The following is a 16,669-nucleotide window of genomic DNA, read 5'->3' as shown; positions in this document are numbered from 1 at the left end:
GTGCTCCGGGCAACGTCCGGCGCGGTGGGCTTGAAGGGTCCTGAGAGGCGGAACGACCGGTGCCCGGGATTTGTTCCCGGCCCGCGCACGGACCGCGGAAAAGCGCGTCGCGGGGCTCAGGCGTGCCAGGCGGTGCTGCGGTCCCGCGCCCACACGGGCACGGGGCGGGCGTCGGCGAGGCGGAGCACGCGCAGCGCCGCCGGGTGGCCCGGCACGAGGGCGGTGGCCCGCCGGACGAAGTGCGCCGTGTGGGAGCCGCGCGCCCGGAAGCGGTTGAGCTGGGCCAGCTCGACGAGCACGCCCGCGAGCGCCGCGCGCTCCCGGGCCCGCTCCGTCCGGGCGGTCGGGACCGCCTGCGGCGGGACCCCGGCACCGGTGTCCCGCCGGGCCCGGACCGCGTGGGCCGGTCCGAGCAGCCAGGTCAGGGCCAGGAGCACGCGGTACAGGGCGTCGAGCCGGGCCCAGTCGGGGGTCCCGTCCCACTCCCCCGCGAGGACCCGCGTCAGCAGGATCAGCTCCCCGGCGCCGGGCTCGGTCCGCGGGCGGGCGCCGAGGGGCCCGCCGCCGGGGCCGGGGGGCACCGGCGGCACGCCGGCGGGGGTGGGGGCGAGGGTCGGCCCGGTGGGCTCCCCGCCGGGGTCCTCCCCGCCGGGGTCCTGGGCGTCCCCGCGGGCCTCGTCGCACAGCTCGCCCCAGAGGTCGGCGGCGGAGAGCACGCCGTCGACGTCACCCGTCGCCCCGGTGGCCAGGAGCAGGTCGGCGAGCACGGGGTCCGCGAGCCCGGCCGCGAGGAAGCCGAGGAGGTCGTCGTCGAGCCCGAGCAGTGCGGCGACCCACTCCTGCCGGGCGTCCCCGACCAGCCGCAGCACGTCGTGCCACGCGCCCAGGGACCGGGCGAGGCGGTCGAGGTGGTGCCAGGTGCCGGCCCCGTGGCGCAGCCAGCGGGCGGCGGCCCCTGCGACGTCACGGACGGTGCCGGCCGGCAGGTCGCCGTACTCGTGGTCCATCGCCTGCCGGGGCGCGGCGGCGTAGGAGCTGCCGGAGGCCACGAGCGCGGCGTTGACGGCGCTGTCCTGGATGACGGCGACGTCCTGGACGTCTGACGGGTCGTCCACCGGCCACCACTGCTCGCCGGCCACGATCCACCGGGCGGCCGTGCGCCGGCCCGCCCGGCCGGCGGCCCGGTCCACGAGCTCGAGCACGCCCCGGACGCGCGGCGGCACGGCCCGCTCCTGCCGTGGGGGCGGGTCCGTGTAGACGATGACGAAGACGCGGTCGCTGAGGGCGTCGTGGCCGACGAGCTCGGCGAGCTCGTCCACGAACGCCTCCGCGAAGGGCCCGTCCGAGGGGTCCTGCGGCAGGTCGACGCGCACGCACGCGCCCGCCGCGGCCGCGCCGGCGGCGAACAGGACGAGGGAGTCGGCGGGCCAGTAGCCGAGCGTGTGCGGGACCACGGCGAGCAGGTCGGCGGCGCACCGGACGACGGGGACGAACGGGTCACGGGTGGGGTGCTCTCTCATGGGCCCAGGGTGGGCGATCGTGCGCCCGCCGTCCCCGGTGCGGACCCCGGCTGGGGACGGGAACGGGCCCCGGGCGGGTAGTGCAGGACGGACGCCGCGGGCCGGGCCGGGCGCTCAGGCGGCGCCGGCCCCGTGGCGGCGCCGGACCTGGCGGGCGGTGGCCAGCAGCCCGGCGACGCCCAGCGCCGCGACGAGGTACTGCGCGCCGACGGCCAGCCGGAACGCGTCGGGGGCGTAGAGCTCGTCGCGGAACCCGGCGGCGTGCAGCAGGTCGAGGACGAGCCCGGTGCCGAAGATCGCGAGGACCGTGGCGGCGAAGCCGCCCACGTTGACGATCCCGGCCGCCGTGCCCGTGCGGCGCGGCGGGTTGAAGCTGCGGGCGATGTCGAAGGCGATCATGGAGGCCGGCATGCTGATCGCGATCACGCACACGGCGACCAGCACCACCGGTGCCGGGGCGGTCCCCGGCCACAGCAGGAGCACCGTCCACGTGCCGAAGACGATCCCCGTGACGGTCAGCGCCAGCCGGGCGCGGCGGCCCGGGTGCCGGGCCGTGAGCCCGCCCAGGACGAGGCCGACGGCCAGGTTGGTGAGCACGAACGACGTCATGACCACGGAGATCGTGGCGTCGCCCAGGCCCTGCGCGTACTCCAGGTAGGGATAGCCCCACATCAGCGCGAAGGTGTTGCCGGCGAACTGGGTGGTGAAGTGCACCCAGAAGGCCAGGCGGGTGCCCGGCTCGGCCACGCTCTCCCGCAGCACCCGCCCGGTGCGGCGCAGCCCGAGCGCCGGGTCCAGGACCTGGACGCCCGGCGGGGCGTTGCGCAGCACCGCGGCGGAGAGCACCGTGGCCAGCAGTGCCAGCGCCGCGAGCGCCACGAACGACGGCGACCAGCCGGCCCGTTCCAGCGCCCACGCGAAGGGGATCACGGAGACGAGCTGGCCGATGTTGCCGACCACGCCCAGCAGCTGCGTCAGCAGCGGCACGCGCAGGGCCGAGAACCAGGCGGGGATCAGGCGCATGACGCACACGAAGGTCGCGGCGTCCCCCGCTCCCACGAGCACGCGGCCGCCGACCCCCTCGGCGACCGTGTCCGCGAGCGCCAGCACCACCTGGCCGGCCACCATCAGGAGGCCTCCGGCGGCGACCATCGCCCGGGAGCCGACGCGGTCCACGAGCACGCCCACGGGGATCTGCAGGCCGGCGTAGACGAGGACCTGCATGAGGGAGAACATCGACAGGGCGGAGGCCGCGGTGCCGAAGCGCTCGGCGGCGTCCACGGAGGCCACGCCGAAGCTCGTGCGCTGCGCCACGGCGCTGAAGTAGGCGAACGTACCGATGCCGAAGACGAGGTAGGCGGAGCGGGAGTCCTTGCCGGGCTCGCGGGGACGGGACCGGTGGAAGTTCATGCGCTCCGCTCTCGGGACGGGGGCCCGGGCCCACGCCCGGGAACGGCACCGCCGTCCCGGGACGACGGCGGGCCGCCGCGGGCGGGTCAGTCCTGCTCGTCCTCCTGGGCGGCGAGGAAGGCCTCGACCGCGGCGCCGATCTCGTCGGCGTCGGGGAGGTCGGACTCGTCCCCCACGAGCAGGGACCGGGGGGCCGAGGCGTCGACGACGTCATCGTAGCGCTGTTCCAGGCCCGCCACGACCGCCTGCACCTCCGGGGAGGCACCGACCTGGTGGTCGATCTGGCGCTCGATGTCCCGCGCGGCCTCGCGCAGCTGGTCCGAGGGCAGGGTCAGGGACGTCACGGCGCTGATGTGCTCGAGGGCGGCGACCGCGGCGTGGGGCAGGTGCGCCTCCGCGAGGTACTGCGGGACGTGCACGGTGAAGCCGATGTTGTCGATCCCCTCCTCGGTCAGCCGGATCTCGAGCAGCTGGGCGGCGGAGCCGCTCATCTCGACCACGGGCTTCCAGGGGTGCTTGGTGGGCAGCAGGTCCGCCCGGCTGCCGTGCACGGACACGAGCACCGGCCGGGTGTGCGGCACCGGCATCGGGATGCCGGCGACGATGGCCACGAGGGAGACGTCCATGCGGCGGGCCAGACCGACGACCGCCTCCGTGAACCGGTTCCACTGCAGGTCCGGCTCGGGGCCGGTGAGCAGCGCGAAGCTGCGCCCCAGGGCGTCCGTCACCAGGCGCAGGGACAGCTCGGGGTGCTGGAAGCGCTCGAAGTGGTCCTCGACGAAGCTCACGTGCGGGCGGCGCGCCCGGTAGTCGTAGAGCTGGTCGAGGTCGAAGCGGGCGACGGCCTCGTGCGGCAGCGCCTCCGTGATGGTGTGCTCGATCTGGGCGGCCACGTGCCCCGCCTCCGCGTAGCCGGACAGGGCGACGATCAGCGGCAGGCCACGAACCCGGGCGTCCTCGAGCAGCGCGGGGTTGCTCAGGTACAGCGAGGTGGGGTCCAGCACGGCGTCTCCTCCTGGTGGTCGGTCCTCGGGGCGCGGCCGGCGGGCCGCACCTCGGTTGATTTCAACCCGCCCGCGCGCCCGCATATTCCCGACCGGTAGCCGCTCCCGGTCCCGCCGGCGCGCCGGGGATAGGATCGACGGGACGCCCGCCGGACGGGCGCGGGACGCCGGGAGCGGCCCCGCCGCGGCCCGGACGGGCCGTGCCTCAGCGACCGCCAGCGAAAGGACGACCCATGCCCGACGTACAGGCCCTGCTCGAGCCCCGGGGGATCGAGCTCACCGCCACCCACAAGTCCCTGTCCCGCACGCCGGCGCACGCCCTCGTGCTCGGCGTGGAGAAGGCGGGCGGCACCGGTCGCGTGGTGCTCCCCGCCGGCGAGCAGCGCCGGCTCTCCGCCGTGGTGGAGGCGGCCGAGGTGCTGCGCGTGGGCGGGGCCGCCGACGAGGTGACCGTGCTCCCCGCCCCGTCCGGGCTCCCGTTCGCGGTGACGGTCCTGACCGGCCTCGGCGCCCTGCCCGAGGACGGCGCCGCCCGTGCCGAGGCCCTGCGCCGGGCCGCGGGGGCCGCGGTGCGCCGGCTCGCCGGCACGGACTCCGCGGTGCTCGCCCTGCCGGTGGCCTCCGAGCAGGACGCCGCGGCGGTCGCCGAGGGCACCGCGTTCGGGGCCTTCGCGTTCGCCCACCAGCGGGCCGCGACCGCCGGGTCGGTGAAGGCCCCGCTGGCCTCCGCCGTCGTGCACGCCCCCGACGTCGCCCGCGCCGCGCTGAGCCGGTGCCTCGACCGCGCCGCCGCCCTGGGGCGCGGCGTGCGCGCGGCCCGGACGCTCGTGGACCTGTCCCCCAACGTGGTCTACCCGGAGACCGTCGCCGACTACGCCCGCCAGGCCGCGAAGGGCACGAAGGTCTCCGTGTCGGTGCTCGCGGAGAAGGACCTCGCCAAGGGCGGCTACGGCGGGCTGCTGGGCGTCGGCCAGGGCTCCGTGCACGGGCCCCGCCTCGTGAAGCTCGAGTACTCCCCCGCCCGCGCCGCGAAGCACTACGCCTACGTGGGCAAGGGCATCACCTTCGACTCCGGCGGCCTCTCGCTCAAGCCCCCGGCCTCGATGATGACCATGAAGTCGGACATGGCCGGGGCCGCCGCCGTCCTCGCGGCGGTGCTCACCGCCGCCGAGCTCGGGCTGCCCGTGAAGGTCACCGGGTGGCTGTGCCTCGCCGAGAACCTGCCCTCCTCCACCGCCACCCGCCCCGGCGACGTGATCACGATCCGCGGGGGGCGCACGGTCGAGGTGCTCAACACCGACGCGGAGGGCCGGCTCGTGCTCGCGGACGGCCTCGTGGCCGCGTGCGAGGAGGCCCCGGACGCCGTCGTGGACATCGCCACCCTCACGGGCGCGCAGATGGTGGCCCTGGGCACGCGCACCTCCGGGGTCATGGGCGACGAGTCGCTGCGCACCGCGGTGGCCGAGGCGGCCCGCGGCGCCGGCGAGGACGCCTGGCCCATGCCCCTGCCGGAGCACCTGCGCGCCTCCCTGGACTCCAAGGTCGCCGACCTCAAGAACGTGGGCGACAAGCACGGCGGGATGCTGGTGGCCGGGCTGTTCCTGCGCGAGTTCGTCGCGGGGGCCGACGGCGCCCGCGTCCCGTGGGCGCACATCGACATCGCGGGGCCCTCCTTCAACGAGTCCTCCCCGTACGGGTACACCCCCGCCGAGGGCACCGGAGCGGGCGTGCGGACCCTCGTCCGGCTGCTCGAGAACGCCGCCGCGGACCGCGGCTGAGCCCCGCCGACACCCCCGCCGCCCGGCGGTTGCCTGCATGGGCAGTCGCTGGGCGGTGGGGCTAAGGTAGGGACGACACAACACCGGTCCAGGACGGCGCGCCACCCGCCCGTCCCGACGTCAACGCGCAAGGGAGCCAAACACGTGGCCGACAACGAATTCGACATCCTCGTCCTCGGTGGGGGCAGCGCCGGCTACGCCGCCGCGCTGCGCGCCGTCCAGCTGGGCTTCACGGTGGGCCTGGTCGAGAAGAACAAGCTCGGGGGCACCTGCCTCCACTGGGGCTGCATCCCCACCAAGGCGTACCTGCACTCGGCCGAGCTCGCGGAGAACGCCCGGGAGGGCGCCAAGTACGGCGTGCACACCACGCTGGAGTCGATCGACATGGCCGCGGTGCGCGAGTACAAGGACAAGATCGTCGCCGGCAAGTTCAAGGGCCTGTCCGGGCTCATGAAGATGCGCAAGGTCACGGTCATCGAGGGCGTCGGCCGGCTCACCGGGCAGAACACCGTCGACGTCGACGGCACCACCTACACCGGCAAGCACATCGTCCTGGCCTCCGGGTCCGTCTCCAAGACCCTGGGGGTGGAGATCGGCGGGCGCGTGATGACCTCGACCGAGGCCCTCGAGATCGACTTCGTGCCCAAGAGCGCGATCGTGCTCGGCGGCGGCGTGATCGGCTGCGAGTTCGCGTCCATGTGGAACTCCTTCGGCGTGGACGTCACCATCATCGAGGGCCTGCCCAACCTCGTGGCCAACGAGGACCCCGCCCTCATCAAGGTCCTGGAGCGCGAGTTCAAGAAGCGCGGCATCAAGTCCAACCTCGGCACCTTCTTCGACAAGGTCGAGCAGGACGACAACGGCGCGAAGGTCACCCTCGCCGACGGCAAGGTCTTCGAGGCCGACATCGTCCTGGTGGCCGTGGGCCGCGGGCCCAACACCGCCTGCATGGGCTACGAGGAGCAGGGCATCCCGATGGACCGCGGCTTCGTCACCCCCAACGAGCGCCTGCACACCGGCGTGGGCAACATCTACGCGATCGGCGACATCGTCCCCGGCGTGCAGCTGGCCCACCGCGGCTACCAGCAGGGCCGCTTCGTGGCCGAGGAGATCGCCGGGCTCAACCCCGCGATCGTCGAGGACGTGAACATCCCCAAGGTGACCTTCACCGAGCCGGAGATCGCCTCCGTGGGCTACACCGAGCCCAAGGCCAAGGAGAAGTTCGGCGCGGACAACGTCGAGGTCGCCGAGTACAACCTCGCCGGCAACGGCAAGAGCTCGATCCTGGGCACCGGCGGCATCATCAAGCTCGTGCGCGAGAAGGACGGCCCGATCATCGGCTTCCACGCGATCGGCAAGCGGATCAGCGAGCAGATCGGCGAGGGCCAGCTCATCGTCAACTGGGAGGCCTACCCCGAGGACGTCGCCGCGTTCGTGCACGCGCACCCCACCCAGAACGAGGCCATCGGCGAGGCCGCCATGGCGCTCGCCGGGGCGCCGCTGCACGGCTGACCCCGCCGAGGTCCCGCCCCGGCGGGCGGGACCTCCCCCCGCACCCCGGCACCGGGCCCACCACCCGGACCGCACCAACGAAGGCACCGAAAGAAAGACGGTCGGACCATGTCAGAAACCGTAAATCTGCCCGCCCTGGGCGAATCCGTGACCGAAGGCACCGTGACCCGGTGGCTCAAGCAGGTCGGTGACGAGGTCGCCGTCGACGAGCCCCTGGTCGAGGTCTCCACCGACAAGGTCGACACGGAGATCCCCTCCCCCGTGGCCGGCGTGATCGAGGAGATCCTGGTCCAGGAGGACGAGGACGTCGAGGTCGGCGCGCCCCTGGTCGTCATCGGCGACGGCTCGGGCTCCGGCGGATCCCCGCAGCCCTCCGGCCAGCAGATCGAGGACGCCGCCACCGAGGCCGCGACCCCGGAGACCACCGACGTGGCCGCCGAGGAGCAGGCCCCGCAGCAGGAGCAGGCCCCCCAGGCCCAGCCCACCGGCGAGGGCACCGAGATCACCCTGCCCGCCCTGGGCGAGTCCGTGACCGAGGGCACCGTGACCCGGTGGCTCAAGCAGGTCGGCGACGACGTCGCCGTCGACGAGCCGCTGCTGGAGGTCTCCACCGACAAGGTCGACACCGAGGTCCCCTCCCCCGTGGCCGGCACCCTGCTGGAGATCCGGGTCCAGGAGGACGAGGACGCCGAGGTCGGGCAGGTCCTGGCCGTCATCGGCTCCGGCGCCCCCGCCCCGCAGCAGTCCCCCGAGCCGGGCAAGCCCTCCGGCCAGCGGATCGAGGACGCCGCCACCGAGGCCGCGACCCCGGAGACCACCGACGTGGCCGCCGAGGAGCAGGCCCCGCAGCAGGAGCAGGCCCCCCAGGCCCAGCCCACCGGCGAGGGCACCGAGATCACCCTGCCCGCCCTGGGCGAGTCCGTGACCGAGGGCACCGTGACCCGGTGGCTCAAGCAGGTCGGCGACGACGTCGCCGTCGACGAGCCGCTGCTGGAGGTCTCCACCGACAAGGTCGACACCGAGGTCCCCTCCCCCGTGGCCGGCACCCTGCTGGAGATCCGGGTCCAGGAGGACGAGGACGCCGAGGTCGGGCAGGTCCTGGCCGTCATCGGCTCCGGCGCCCCCGCCCCGCAGCAGTCCCCCGCTGCGCAGCAGACCGCTCCCGCCCAGTCGCCCGCCGGGCCCGCGGCGGGCGCCGAGGGCTACGAGGGCACGGCCGCCGGCGCGCCGGAGCCCGCCACCTCCCGCGAGGAGGCCCTGGTGAAGACCGACGAGCCCGTGCTCGCGGAGACCTCCGGCGAGGAGCAGCAGGACGCCGCCGAGCGCGACGGCGCCCGGACCGAGAACGTCGGGGCCCCTTCCGGGGACGGCACCGCGTACGTGACGCCGCTGGTGCGCAAGCTCGCCAAGAAGGAGGGCATCGACCTCTCCGCCCTCACCGGCACCGGCGTGGGCGGGCGGATCCGCAAGCAGGACGTGCTGGCCGCCGCCGAGCAGAAGAAGAAGGACAGCGCCCCGGCGCCGCAGGCCGCCCCGGCCCCCGCGGCAGCGGCCGCCCCGGCCCCGCAGGCGGCCCCGGCCCCCAAGCCGGACGCCAAGCGCGGCACCACGGAGAAGGCTCCGCGGATCCGGATGACGATCGCCCAGCGCATGCGCGAGTCCCTCCAGGAGTCGGCGCAGCTCACGCAGGTCATCGAGGTCGACATGACCCGCGTGGCCGTGCTGCGCGACCGGGCCAAGGCGAAGTTCCAGCAGCGCGAGGGCGCCAAGCTGACCTACCTGCCGTTCTTCGCGAAGGCGGTCTCCGAGGCCCTGCAGGCGCACCCCAAGCTCAACGCCACCTTCAAGGAGGCCGAGAAGGAGATCGTCTACAACGGCTCGGAGAACATCGCGATCGCGGTGGACACCCCGAAGGGCCTGCTGGTGCCGGTGATCAAGAACGCCGGGGACCTCAACCTGGGCGGCCTGGCCAAGCAGATCGCGGACCTGGGCGCGCGCGCCAAGGAGGGCAACATCACGCCGGACGACCTCACCGGCGGCACCTTCACGATCACGAACCTGGGCTCCTTCGGCGCCCTGTTCGACACCCCGATCATCAACCAGCCGCAGGTCGCCATCCTGGGCACGGGCGCGATCGTGAAGCGGCCGATGGTCGTCGCCGACGCCGACGGCAACGACACGATCGCCATCCGTCAGATGTGCTACCTGGCGCTGACCTACGACCACCGTCTCGTCGACGGCGCCGACGCGGGCCGCTTCCTCCAGGCGCTCAAGGCGCGCCTCGAGGAGGGCCGGTTCGAGTCGGAGGTCGGGCTCTGAGGACTCGGCTGACGGCCGGCCGCTGACGCGGCGGCACCACCGCAGCACGGGAGGGCGTGTTCCTGGCCACAGGGGCACGCCCTCCCGCCGTCGTCCCGGACGGCTCCGATAGGCTCGGAGCATGACCTTCCTGACCGGACTCCTCGTCTTCCTGCACCTCGTCGGCGCCGCGATCATCGTGGGCACGTGGATCTACACCCTGAAGCTTCCCACGGTCTCGCCGGGGCAGTTCCACGCGTCCCTGCTGAGCCTGGTCACCGGGGTGCTGCTCGTGGGGATCCACGAGATGGGCGACGGCGAGGTCAACCGCACGAAGATCACGGTCAAGCTCCTCATCGCCCTCGTGGTGGCGGTCGCGGCGTTCGTCGGGCACCGCAGGACCAGGCGCGGCGAGACGGTCTCGACCGGCCTGGCCCATGCCGTGGGCGGGTCCGCGCTGATCAACATGGCGGTCGCCACGCTCTGGTGATCCCGCTCCGCCCCGTCCGGACCCCCGGTGCTGCCCGTCAGCGCCGGGGGTCCTGCGTCGCCGGGTCCCCGGCGGCAGCAGCGGGTGCCACGTCGCGCAGCCGCCAGCCCTGCGCGGTGCGCACGAGGACGACGTCGACGGTCTGCACCCAGTCGTCCCCGGCCGGGACCACGGACGGGGCGGCGCCCGGGTCCCCGCGGTAGCCGTGCGTGCGGACCTCGGCCACGACCTCGACGACGCCGGCTGCCGGGGCGGCAGGACCCGCCGGGCGCACCGCCGCCACCTCCAGCACGAGTCCGGCGAACGGGTCCCCGCCGCCGCGGTCCGCCCGCTCGAGCGTGCGCCGGTCCGCCGCCAGGGTCGCGCTGCCGGGGGCGTAGACCTCCTCGAGGATCCGGGCGTCCCCGGTGCGCAGGGCCCGCCCCCGCCGCGCCACGAGCTCCCGCAGGGCCTCGCCGGCCCCGTCCGCCACGGCGCCGTCCGCCTCCCGGCCCGTCCGCGTGTCCTCCGCCGACCGGTGCCCGGGGTCATGGTCCTCCGCCGGCCCCGTCCCGGCGGCCCCGGGGACACCGGCCGGTCGAGTCGCGGACGATCCCGGGACCGGCGGGCTCCCGGGAGCGGACCGGCCGTCCTCCTCGGGCACCAGCAGCGTGCCCGCGGCAGCGGCGGCGAGCACCAGGGCGGCCGCCACCGACAGGCGCCCGCGCCACCGCCGGGCGCCGGCCCGCGCGCGGCCCCCGCCCGACGCGCACGCCCCGGCCGCCGGGCGCCGGTGTCCACCCCGCCCGGCACCGCCCGGCCCGGCGCCGCCCGCCCGGACCCAAGGGCCGGGGACGCGGCGGCCCCCGCGGCGAGCGCCGCCGCGGTGGGCCGGTCGGCCGGTTCGACCGCGAGGGCCGCCTGCACCGCGCCGACGAGCTCCGGCGGGGCGGCCGGACACAGCAGGGCCAGCGGCACGCGGTGGCCGTCGGGCCCCGGCACCCGGCCGGTGAGCGCCGTCCACGCCACGACGCCCAGGGCGCGGACGTCGTCCTCCGGGCGGCCGCCGCCCCCGCCGGGCGGCACCGCGGCCCCCGCCAGGGTGACGCCGTCCGTCCCCTCACCCCGGAACAGGACCTGCCGCGCGGTGAGGCGCCCGTGGCACCAGCCGAGCGCGTGCAGCGCCGCGAGGCCCACGGCGGCCCCGCGCAGCACCTCGGCGGCCTCGTCCGCGCGGAGCGGTCCGCGCCGGGCCAGCCGCTCCGCCAGGGAGCCGCCGGCCAGGCGGTCCTCGACGAGCCCGACCGGGGCGGCCGCGGGGCCGAGCAGGGCCCGCACCGCCACGAGGTGGGGCGTCTGCCGTCCCGCCAGGTCCCCGGCCGCCGCCCGCGCGACGGCCGGGGCGAGGCCTGGTCCCGCCCCGTCCCGGGCGCACACGCGCAGCACGAACTCCTCCCCGGAGCGCTCCTCGCGCACCAGCCACGTGCTGCGCCCCAGCGGCCGCACGCTCTGCAGCCCCTCCGCCTCCGGCAGGAGCGGCGCACGGCCGGGCTGCCCGGACGGCGCCGCGCCGCCGCGGGCACCGCCCCCCGCAGCGGCGGCCAGCCGCTCCCGCGGGGACGGGGCACGGACGGGATCGGGGGGTCCGCCGGCGCGGCGCCTGCGCTGTGGTCCATGGGCCCAGGATGCCCGGGCGGCGCCCGCGCCCGCCGGGGCCGTCCACAGCCCCGGCCCCGGCGGGCCTCCCGCCCGCGCGGTAGGCTGGGGGGCATGCCCCTCTCCTTCGAACGCCTCGGCTTCGACCCGCACCTCGTCGACTACCGGGCGGCCCTCGAGCTGCAGCAGAACGTGCACCGTCAGGTCGTCGCCGGCGAGCGGGCCAACACCGTGCTGCTGCTGGAGCACCCGCCGGTCTACACGGCCGGGCGGCGCACCGAGGCCCACGAGTACCCGTACGACGGGACCGAGGTCGTCGAGATCGGGCGCGGGGGCAAGCTGACCTACCACGGCCCCGGGATGCTCGTGGGCTACCCCATCGTCCGGCTGCCCGTGCCCATCGACGTGGTCCGGTTCGTCCGGCAGCTGGAGCAGATCATCCTCGCCGTGGTCGCCGACTTCGGCGTGGCGGCCACCACCGTCGACGGCCGCTCGGGGGCCTGGGTGCTCGCCGACGAGCGCGGGCCCGACCGCAAGATCGCGGCCATCGGCGTGCAGGTCTCCCGGCGGGCGACCCTGCACGGCTTCGCGCTCAACTGCTCCAACGACCTGCGCCCGTTCGGCAAGATCATCCCCTGCGGGATCACCGACGCCTCCGTCACGAGCATCTCCCAGGAGACGGGCCGGCGCGTGACCCCCGCCATGGTGGCGGGGCGCATGGAACAGGAAATATCCGCCCGGCAGGACGAGTTGTGCGAACAGTTCACCCCGTCCGGGACCCCCGGCCCGCTGCCCTGGCCGACCGCCGTCAGCTGACCTGCGCCGTCCCCGGGACCACCGGGACCCACAGCGCACCACCGTCGACATCTCGACAAGGAGACCGACCATGACCGTTGCCCCCGAGGGCCGCCGCCTGCTGCGCGTCGAGGCGCGCAACGCCCAGACGCCGATCGAGAAGAAGCCCTCGTGGCTGAAGAACACCGCCCGCATGGGCCCGGAGTTCCAGGAGCTCAAGTCCCTCGCCCGGGGCAAGGGGCTGCACACGGTCTGCGAGGAGGCGGGCTGTCCCAACATCTACGAGTGCTGGGAGGACCGGGAGGCCACGTTCCTGATCGGCGGGTCCAAGTGCACGCGCCGCTGCGACTTCTGCGACATCGCCACCGGCAAGCCGGACCTGCTCGACGTCACCGAGCCCCGGAAGGTCGCGGAGTCGGTCAAGGAGCTCGGCCTGCGCTACGCGACCGTCACGGGCGTGGCGCGCGACGACCTCGAGGACGGCGGCGCGTGGCTCTACGCCGAGACCATCCGCGCCATCCACACCCTGAACCCCAACACGGGCGTGGAGATCCTCATCCCGGACTTCCAGGGCAAGCCCGACCGGCTGCAGCAGGTCATCGACGCGCAGCCCGAGGTGTTCGCGCACAACGTCGAGACCGTCCCCCGCATCTTCCGCCAGATCCGCCCCGCGTTCACCTACGAGCGCTCCCTCGACGTCATCACCCAGGGCAAGGAGGCGGGCATGATCACGAAGTCCAACCTCATCCTCGGCATGGGCGAGACCACCGAGGAGATCCACGAGGCGCTGTGCGACCTCAACGACGCCGGGTGCGACATCATCACCCTGACCCAGTACCTGCGGCCCTCTCCGCTGTTCCACCCGATCGACCGGTGGGTCAAGCCCGAGGAGTTCGTGGAGCTGTCCGCGGCGGCCGAGGAGATCGGCTTCCTCGGGGTGATGGCCGGTCCCATGGTGCGCTCCTCGTACCGCGCCGGACGCCTGTGGGCGCGGGCCATGGAGAAGTCCGGGCGGGAGATCCCCGCCCACCTGGCGCACATCGAGGACACCGGCAGCGCCTCCCAGGAGGCGTCCTCGCTCGTGCAGCGGCTCGGCTGAGCCGTCGGCCGCTCGACGCCGCGACCACCCGCTAAACTGGAGGACGGACCGGGTACGGCGCGCTTCGGCGCGCCCGCCGCCGTGTCCCCGAACCACCGCCACCGCACCACAGGACGAGGTCTCACCGTGTCACCTTCCCACGCCAAGTCGCGCGCCACGTCGCGATCCGCCTCCTCCGGGAAGCCGTCCGACAAGCCGGCCGAGAAGCCGACCCGGGCGCAGAAGCGCGAGGCGAAGAAGCAGCGGAAGGCCGCCAAGGGCCCCGGTTTCCTCGGGCAGATCAAGCAGGTCTACGGGATGACCCGCGAGACCGAGCCGAACATCGGGTGGTGGATGCTGCTGCTGGGCCTCGGCGTCCTGCTGGTGTTCCTGCTGATCGGCGTGCTGGTCGGCAACTGGATCACCTGGCTGCTCATCGGCCTGCCCTTCGCCGTGCTGGCGGCCTCCTTCTACCTCTCCCGCCGGGCCGAGCGCGCCGCGTTCGCCCGGATCGAGGACCAGCCCGGCGCCGCCGGGGCCGCCCTCTCCGCCCTGCGCCGCGGCTGGATCGTCGAGGAGCAGCCCGTCGCCATGGACCCCCGCACCCGTGACCTCGTCTTCCGGGCCGTGGGCCGTCCCGGCGTGGTGCTCGTGACGGAGGGCCCCGCCGGCCGCGTGGACAAGCTCGTCTCCAAGGAGCGCCGCCGGATCGGACCGGTGATCCAGAACGTGCCGATCCACGTCATCAAGACCGGCAAGGGCGAGGGCCAGGTGCCCCTGCGCGAGCTGTCCAAGCAGATGAAGAAGCTGGAGAAGAAGCTCACCCAGCAGGAGGTGCAGACGGTGCACAAGCGGATGAGCACCCTCGGCAACCGGCTGCCGATCCCCAAGGGCGTGGATCCCATGCGCGCCCGGCCGGACCGCAAGGCCATGCGCGGCCGCTGAGCCCGGCTCCGCCACCACGACGGCGCCCCCCACCTCCCGAGGTGAGGGGCGCCGTCGTCGTTGCCGGTGGCCGGTGCCGGCCCGCCGTGCCGGGGCGGCGGGTCAGCGGACGCGGACCACGAGCGTGCCCACGGCCCGGTCGTGCAGCCCGCGCTGGTCGGCGTCGAAGACGACGGGCGGCAGGAGCAGGCACAGCAGCAGGGACCGCAGCGCGGCGCGGGCCGGGCCCGCCGGCCGGCCGTCGAGCGTCTGGACCTGCAGGCCCACCAGCAGGTGGCCCGGTGTGTGGCCGACGGTCCCGACGAGGAGCACGTTGAGGACGAGCAGCAGGACGAGGGTCATCAGCCCGTGCTCGTTCCACTGGGGCACCAGCCACTGCGCGACCGCCCAGCACAGGTACCAGTCCACCACCAGGGCCACGGCCCGCCGCCCGAAGCGGCCGACGGAACCCCGTCCCTCCGCGGGCCGGCCGAGGCGCTGCCCCGGGTACTGCTGGCCCGTCTGCGGCCCCTCGAGCCAGGAGCCCACGTCGCGTCTGTCGATCATGGTCCCAGGGTATCGGCCGGCACCGACCCGCCCTTCCGGCGGGTCCCCGGACCGGGCGCACGCCACGGCGGCGCCGGGCGCGTGTAACATCGCCGAAACACCCGGGATACGGGGCCTTAATGCCGTGTCCGTAGCGTGGGCTCCGGAATAGGGCGCCGCGCACGGCCACGGCCCGGTTGTCCAGCCCACCTATGAAGGAGAACAGCTGATGTTCCAGTCACCCGAGGAAGTCCTCGCGTTCATCAAGGACGAGGAGATCGTCTTCGTCGACATCCGGTTCACGGATCTGCCCGGCGTGCAGCAGCACTTCAACCTCCCGGCCAAAGCGGTGGACGACGACTTCTTCGTGCACGGCCAGCTGTTCGACGGCTCCTCCATCCGGGGCTTCCAGGGCATCGCCGAGTCCGACATGCAGCTGATCCCGGACCCGACCTCCGCGTTCGTCGACCCCTTCCGCGTCGAGAAGACCCTCGTGGTCACCTGCTCGATCGTCAACCCGCGCACCGGGGAGCCCTACCACCGCGACCCGCGCGGCGTGGCGGAGCGCGCCGAGGCGTACATGGCCTCGACCGGCATCGCGGACGTCGCGAACTTCGCCTCCGAGGCCGAGTTCTTCATCTTCGAGGACGTGCGCTTCCAGGTCCAGCCGCAGGGCTCGTTCTACTCCATCGACTCCGACGAGGCGCCCTGGAACTCCGGGCGCAAGGAGGAGGGCGGCAACCTCGGCAACAAGACTCTCACCAAGGGCGGCTACTTCCCGGTGTCCCCCGTCGACAAGCAGGCCGACCTGCGCGACGCGATGTGCGTGGCCCTCGACGAGGTCGGCCTCGAGGTCGAGCGCTCCCACCACGAGGTGGGCGCCCCCGGCCAGGCCGAGATCAACTACCGCTTCAACACCCTCACCAAGGCCGCGGACGACCTGCTGAAGTTCAAGTACGTCATCAAGAACACCGCGGACGCCTTCGGCAAGTCGGCGACCTTCATGCCGAAGCCGGTGTTCAACGACAACGGCTCGGGCATGCACTGCCACCAGTCCCTGTGGAAGGGCAGCGAGCCGCTGTTCTACGACGAGAAGGGCTACGCGGGCCTGTCCGACCTCGCCCGCTGGTACATCGGCGGCCTGCTCGAGCACTCCTCCGCCGTGCTGGCGTTCACGAACCCGACCGTGAACTCCTACCGCCGCCTGGTCAAGGGCTTCGAGGCCCCGGTCAACATGGTGTACTCGCAGGGCAACCGCTCCGCCGGCATCCGCATCCCGATCACGGGCACCAACCCGAAGGCCAAGCGCCTCGAGTTCCGCGCCCCGGACCCCTCGTGCAACCCCTACCTGGCGTTCGCCGCGCAGCTGATGGCGGGCCTGGACGGGATCCGCAACCGCATCGAGCCGGCCGACCCGATCGACAAGGACCTCTACGAGCTCCCGCCGGAGGAGGCCAAGGACATCAAGAAGGCCCCGGGCTCCCTGGAGGAGGCCCTGCAGGCCCTCGAGGCGGACCACGAGTTCCTGCTGGCCGGGGACGTGTTCACCGAGGACCTCATCGAGACCTGGATCGCCTACAAGCGCGAGAACGAGCTCAAGCCGCTCTCGCTCGTGCCGCACCCGCTCGAGTTCGAGCTCTACTACGGCGTCTGATCCGCACGGATACGGCGTCTGATCC

General features: G+C 74.3%; 13 protein-coding genes. 8 read left to right on the top strand and 5 right to left on the bottom strand.

Annotated features, from left to right (window positions below; translation table 11 throughout):
• Window positions 1-116: 116 nt before the first annotated feature.
• The 3 genes from ACYSMR_RS14795 to ACYSMR_RS14785 form a co-directional block, all read right to left on the bottom strand.
• Entirely contained in the window at window positions 117-1,520 is a 1,404-nt protein-coding gene (locus tag ACYSMR_RS14795; RefSeq protein ID WP_461746214.1) for a DUF4192 family protein, read from the bottom strand.
• A 114-nt stretch (window positions 1,521-1,634) separates the two neighbouring features.
• On the bottom strand, window positions 1,635-2,930 hold the full coding sequence (locus ACYSMR_RS14790; RefSeq protein ID WP_251332491.1) for an MFS transporter: 1,296 nt from the start codon (window positions 2,928-2,930) through the stop codon (window positions 1,635-1,637).
• An 86-nt stretch (window positions 2,931-3,016) separates the two neighbouring features.
• Window positions 3,017-3,934, bottom strand: a complete 918-nt coding sequence (locus ACYSMR_RS14785; RefSeq protein WP_251332492.1) for a proteasome assembly chaperone family protein — start codon at window positions 3,932-3,934, stop codon at window positions 3,017-3,019.
• A gap of 233 nt (window positions 3,935-4,167) precedes the next feature.
• Between ACYSMR_RS14785 and ACYSMR_RS14780 the strand changes: the two genes are divergently transcribed.
• The 4 genes from ACYSMR_RS14780 (at window position 4,168) to ACYSMR_RS14765 (ending at window position 10,012) form a co-directional block, all read left to right on the top strand.
• Window positions 4,168-5,712 carry a leucyl aminopeptidase gene (locus ACYSMR_RS14780; RefSeq protein WP_461746211.1) on the top strand — a complete coding sequence of 515 codons (1,545 nt, stop codon included), beginning with the start codon at window positions 4,168-4,170 and terminating at the stop codon, window positions 5,710-5,712.
• A 144-nt stretch (window positions 5,713-5,856) separates the two neighbouring features.
• Window positions 5,857-7,224, top strand: a complete 1,368-nt coding sequence (gene lpdA / locus ACYSMR_RS14775; protein WP_461746209.1) for a dihydrolipoyl dehydrogenase — start codon at window positions 5,857-5,859, stop codon at window positions 7,222-7,224.
• A gap of 108 nt (window positions 7,225-7,332) precedes the next feature.
• The gene (gene sucB, locus ACYSMR_RS14770) at window positions 7,333-9,543 is read left to right on the top strand and encodes a 2-oxoglutarate dehydrogenase, E2 component, dihydrolipoamide succinyltransferase (protein WP_461746207.1); all 2,211 of its coding nucleotides are present in this window, start codon (window positions 7,333-7,335) and stop codon (window positions 9,541-9,543) included.
• A 121-nt stretch (window positions 9,544-9,664) separates the two neighbouring features.
• Window positions 9,665-10,012, top strand: a complete 348-nt coding sequence (locus tag ACYSMR_RS14765; protein WP_251333537.1) for a hypothetical protein — start codon at window positions 9,665-9,667, stop codon at window positions 10,010-10,012.
• Between the two features lie 37 nt (window positions 10,013-10,049).
• Here ACYSMR_RS14765 and ACYSMR_RS14760 read toward each other — a convergent pair whose 3' ends face one another.
• The gene (locus ACYSMR_RS14760) at window positions 10,050-10,703 is read right to left on the bottom strand and encodes a hypothetical protein (protein WP_461746205.1); all 654 of its coding nucleotides are present in this window, start codon (window positions 10,701-10,703) and stop codon (window positions 10,050-10,052) included.
• Window positions 10,704-11,761: 1,058 nt separating this feature from the next.
• On the opposite strand from ACYSMR_RS14760, the gene lipB reads away from it, so the two are divergent.
• From lipB to ACYSMR_RS14745, 3 genes are all read left to right on the top strand, one after another.
• Window positions 11,762-12,463, top strand: coding sequence for a lipoyl(octanoyl) transferase LipB (gene lipB, locus ACYSMR_RS14755; protein ID WP_251333540.1), 702 nt, complete (start codon window positions 11,762-11,764; stop codon window positions 12,461-12,463).
• Between the two features lie 70 nt (window positions 12,464-12,533).
• Window positions 12,534-13,541 (top strand): lipoyl synthase, encoded by a 1,008-nt coding sequence (gene lipA / locus ACYSMR_RS14750; RefSeq protein ID WP_251333541.1) that lies wholly within the window; start codon window positions 12,534-12,536, stop codon window positions 13,539-13,541.
• Between the two features lie 126 nt (window positions 13,542-13,667).
• Window positions 13,668-14,465 carry a DUF4191 domain-containing protein gene (locus tag ACYSMR_RS14745; protein ID WP_251333542.1) on the top strand — a complete coding sequence of 266 codons (798 nt, stop codon included), beginning with the start codon at window positions 13,668-13,670 and terminating at the stop codon, window positions 14,463-14,465.
• Between the two features lie 102 nt (window positions 14,466-14,567).
• On the opposite strand, the gene ACYSMR_RS14740 is transcribed toward ACYSMR_RS14745, so the two are convergent.
• Window positions 14,568-15,011: an RDD family protein gene (locus ACYSMR_RS14740; protein WP_309125308.1), complete on the bottom strand. Its 444-nt coding sequence runs from the start codon at window positions 15,009-15,011 to the stop codon at window positions 14,568-14,570.
• 208 nt (window positions 15,012-15,219) lie between these two features.
• Between ACYSMR_RS14740 and glnA the strand changes: the two genes are divergently transcribed.
• Window positions 15,220-16,644 carry a type I glutamate--ammonia ligase gene (gene glnA / locus ACYSMR_RS14735; RefSeq protein WP_251333544.1) on the top strand — a complete coding sequence of 475 codons (1,425 nt, stop codon included), beginning with the start codon at window positions 15,220-15,222 and terminating at the stop codon, window positions 16,642-16,644.
• Window positions 16,645-16,669: the final 25 nt, after the last annotated feature.

The organism is Kocuria sp. U4B, from assembly GCF_054875615.1.
Note: the sequence above shows the minus strand (reverse complement) of the source record. Positions and strands in the feature narration are given on the sequence as shown.

What these genes read in the sequence shown, in the direction of transcription:
- ACYSMR_RS14795 (WP_461746214.1), bottom strand. Translation starts at nt 1,520, where the DNA reads ATGAGAGAGCACCCCACCCGTGACCCGTTCGTCCCCGTCGTCCGGTGC.
- lipB (WP_251333540.1), top strand. Translation starts at nt 11,762, where the DNA reads ATGCCCCTCTCCTTCGAACGCCTCGGCTTCGACCCGCACCTCGTCGAC.
- ACYSMR_RS14740 (WP_309125308.1), bottom strand. Translation starts at nt 15,011, where the DNA reads ATGATCGACAGACGCGACGTGGGCTCCTGGCTCGAGGGGCCGCAGACG.
- sucB (WP_461746207.1), top strand. Translation starts at nt 7,333, where the DNA reads ATGTCAGAAACCGTAAATCTGCCCGCCCTGGGCGAATCCGTGACCGAA.
- ACYSMR_RS14780 (WP_461746211.1), top strand. Translation starts at nt 4,168, where the DNA reads ATGCCCGACGTACAGGCCCTGCTCGAGCCCCGGGGGATCGAGCTCACC.
- ACYSMR_RS14765 (WP_251333537.1), top strand. Translation starts at nt 9,665, where the DNA reads ATGACCTTCCTGACCGGACTCCTCGTCTTCCTGCACCTCGTCGGCGCC.
- glnA (WP_251333544.1), top strand. Translation starts at nt 15,220, where the DNA reads ATGTTCCAGTCACCCGAGGAAGTCCTCGCGTTCATCAAGGACGAGGAG.
- lipA (WP_251333541.1), top strand. Translation starts at nt 12,534, where the DNA reads ATGACCGTTGCCCCCGAGGGCCGCCGCCTGCTGCGCGTCGAGGCGCGC.
- ACYSMR_RS14790 (WP_251332491.1), bottom strand. Translation starts at nt 2,930, where the DNA reads ATGAACTTCCACCGGTCCCGTCCCCGCGAGCCCGGCAAGGACTCCCGC.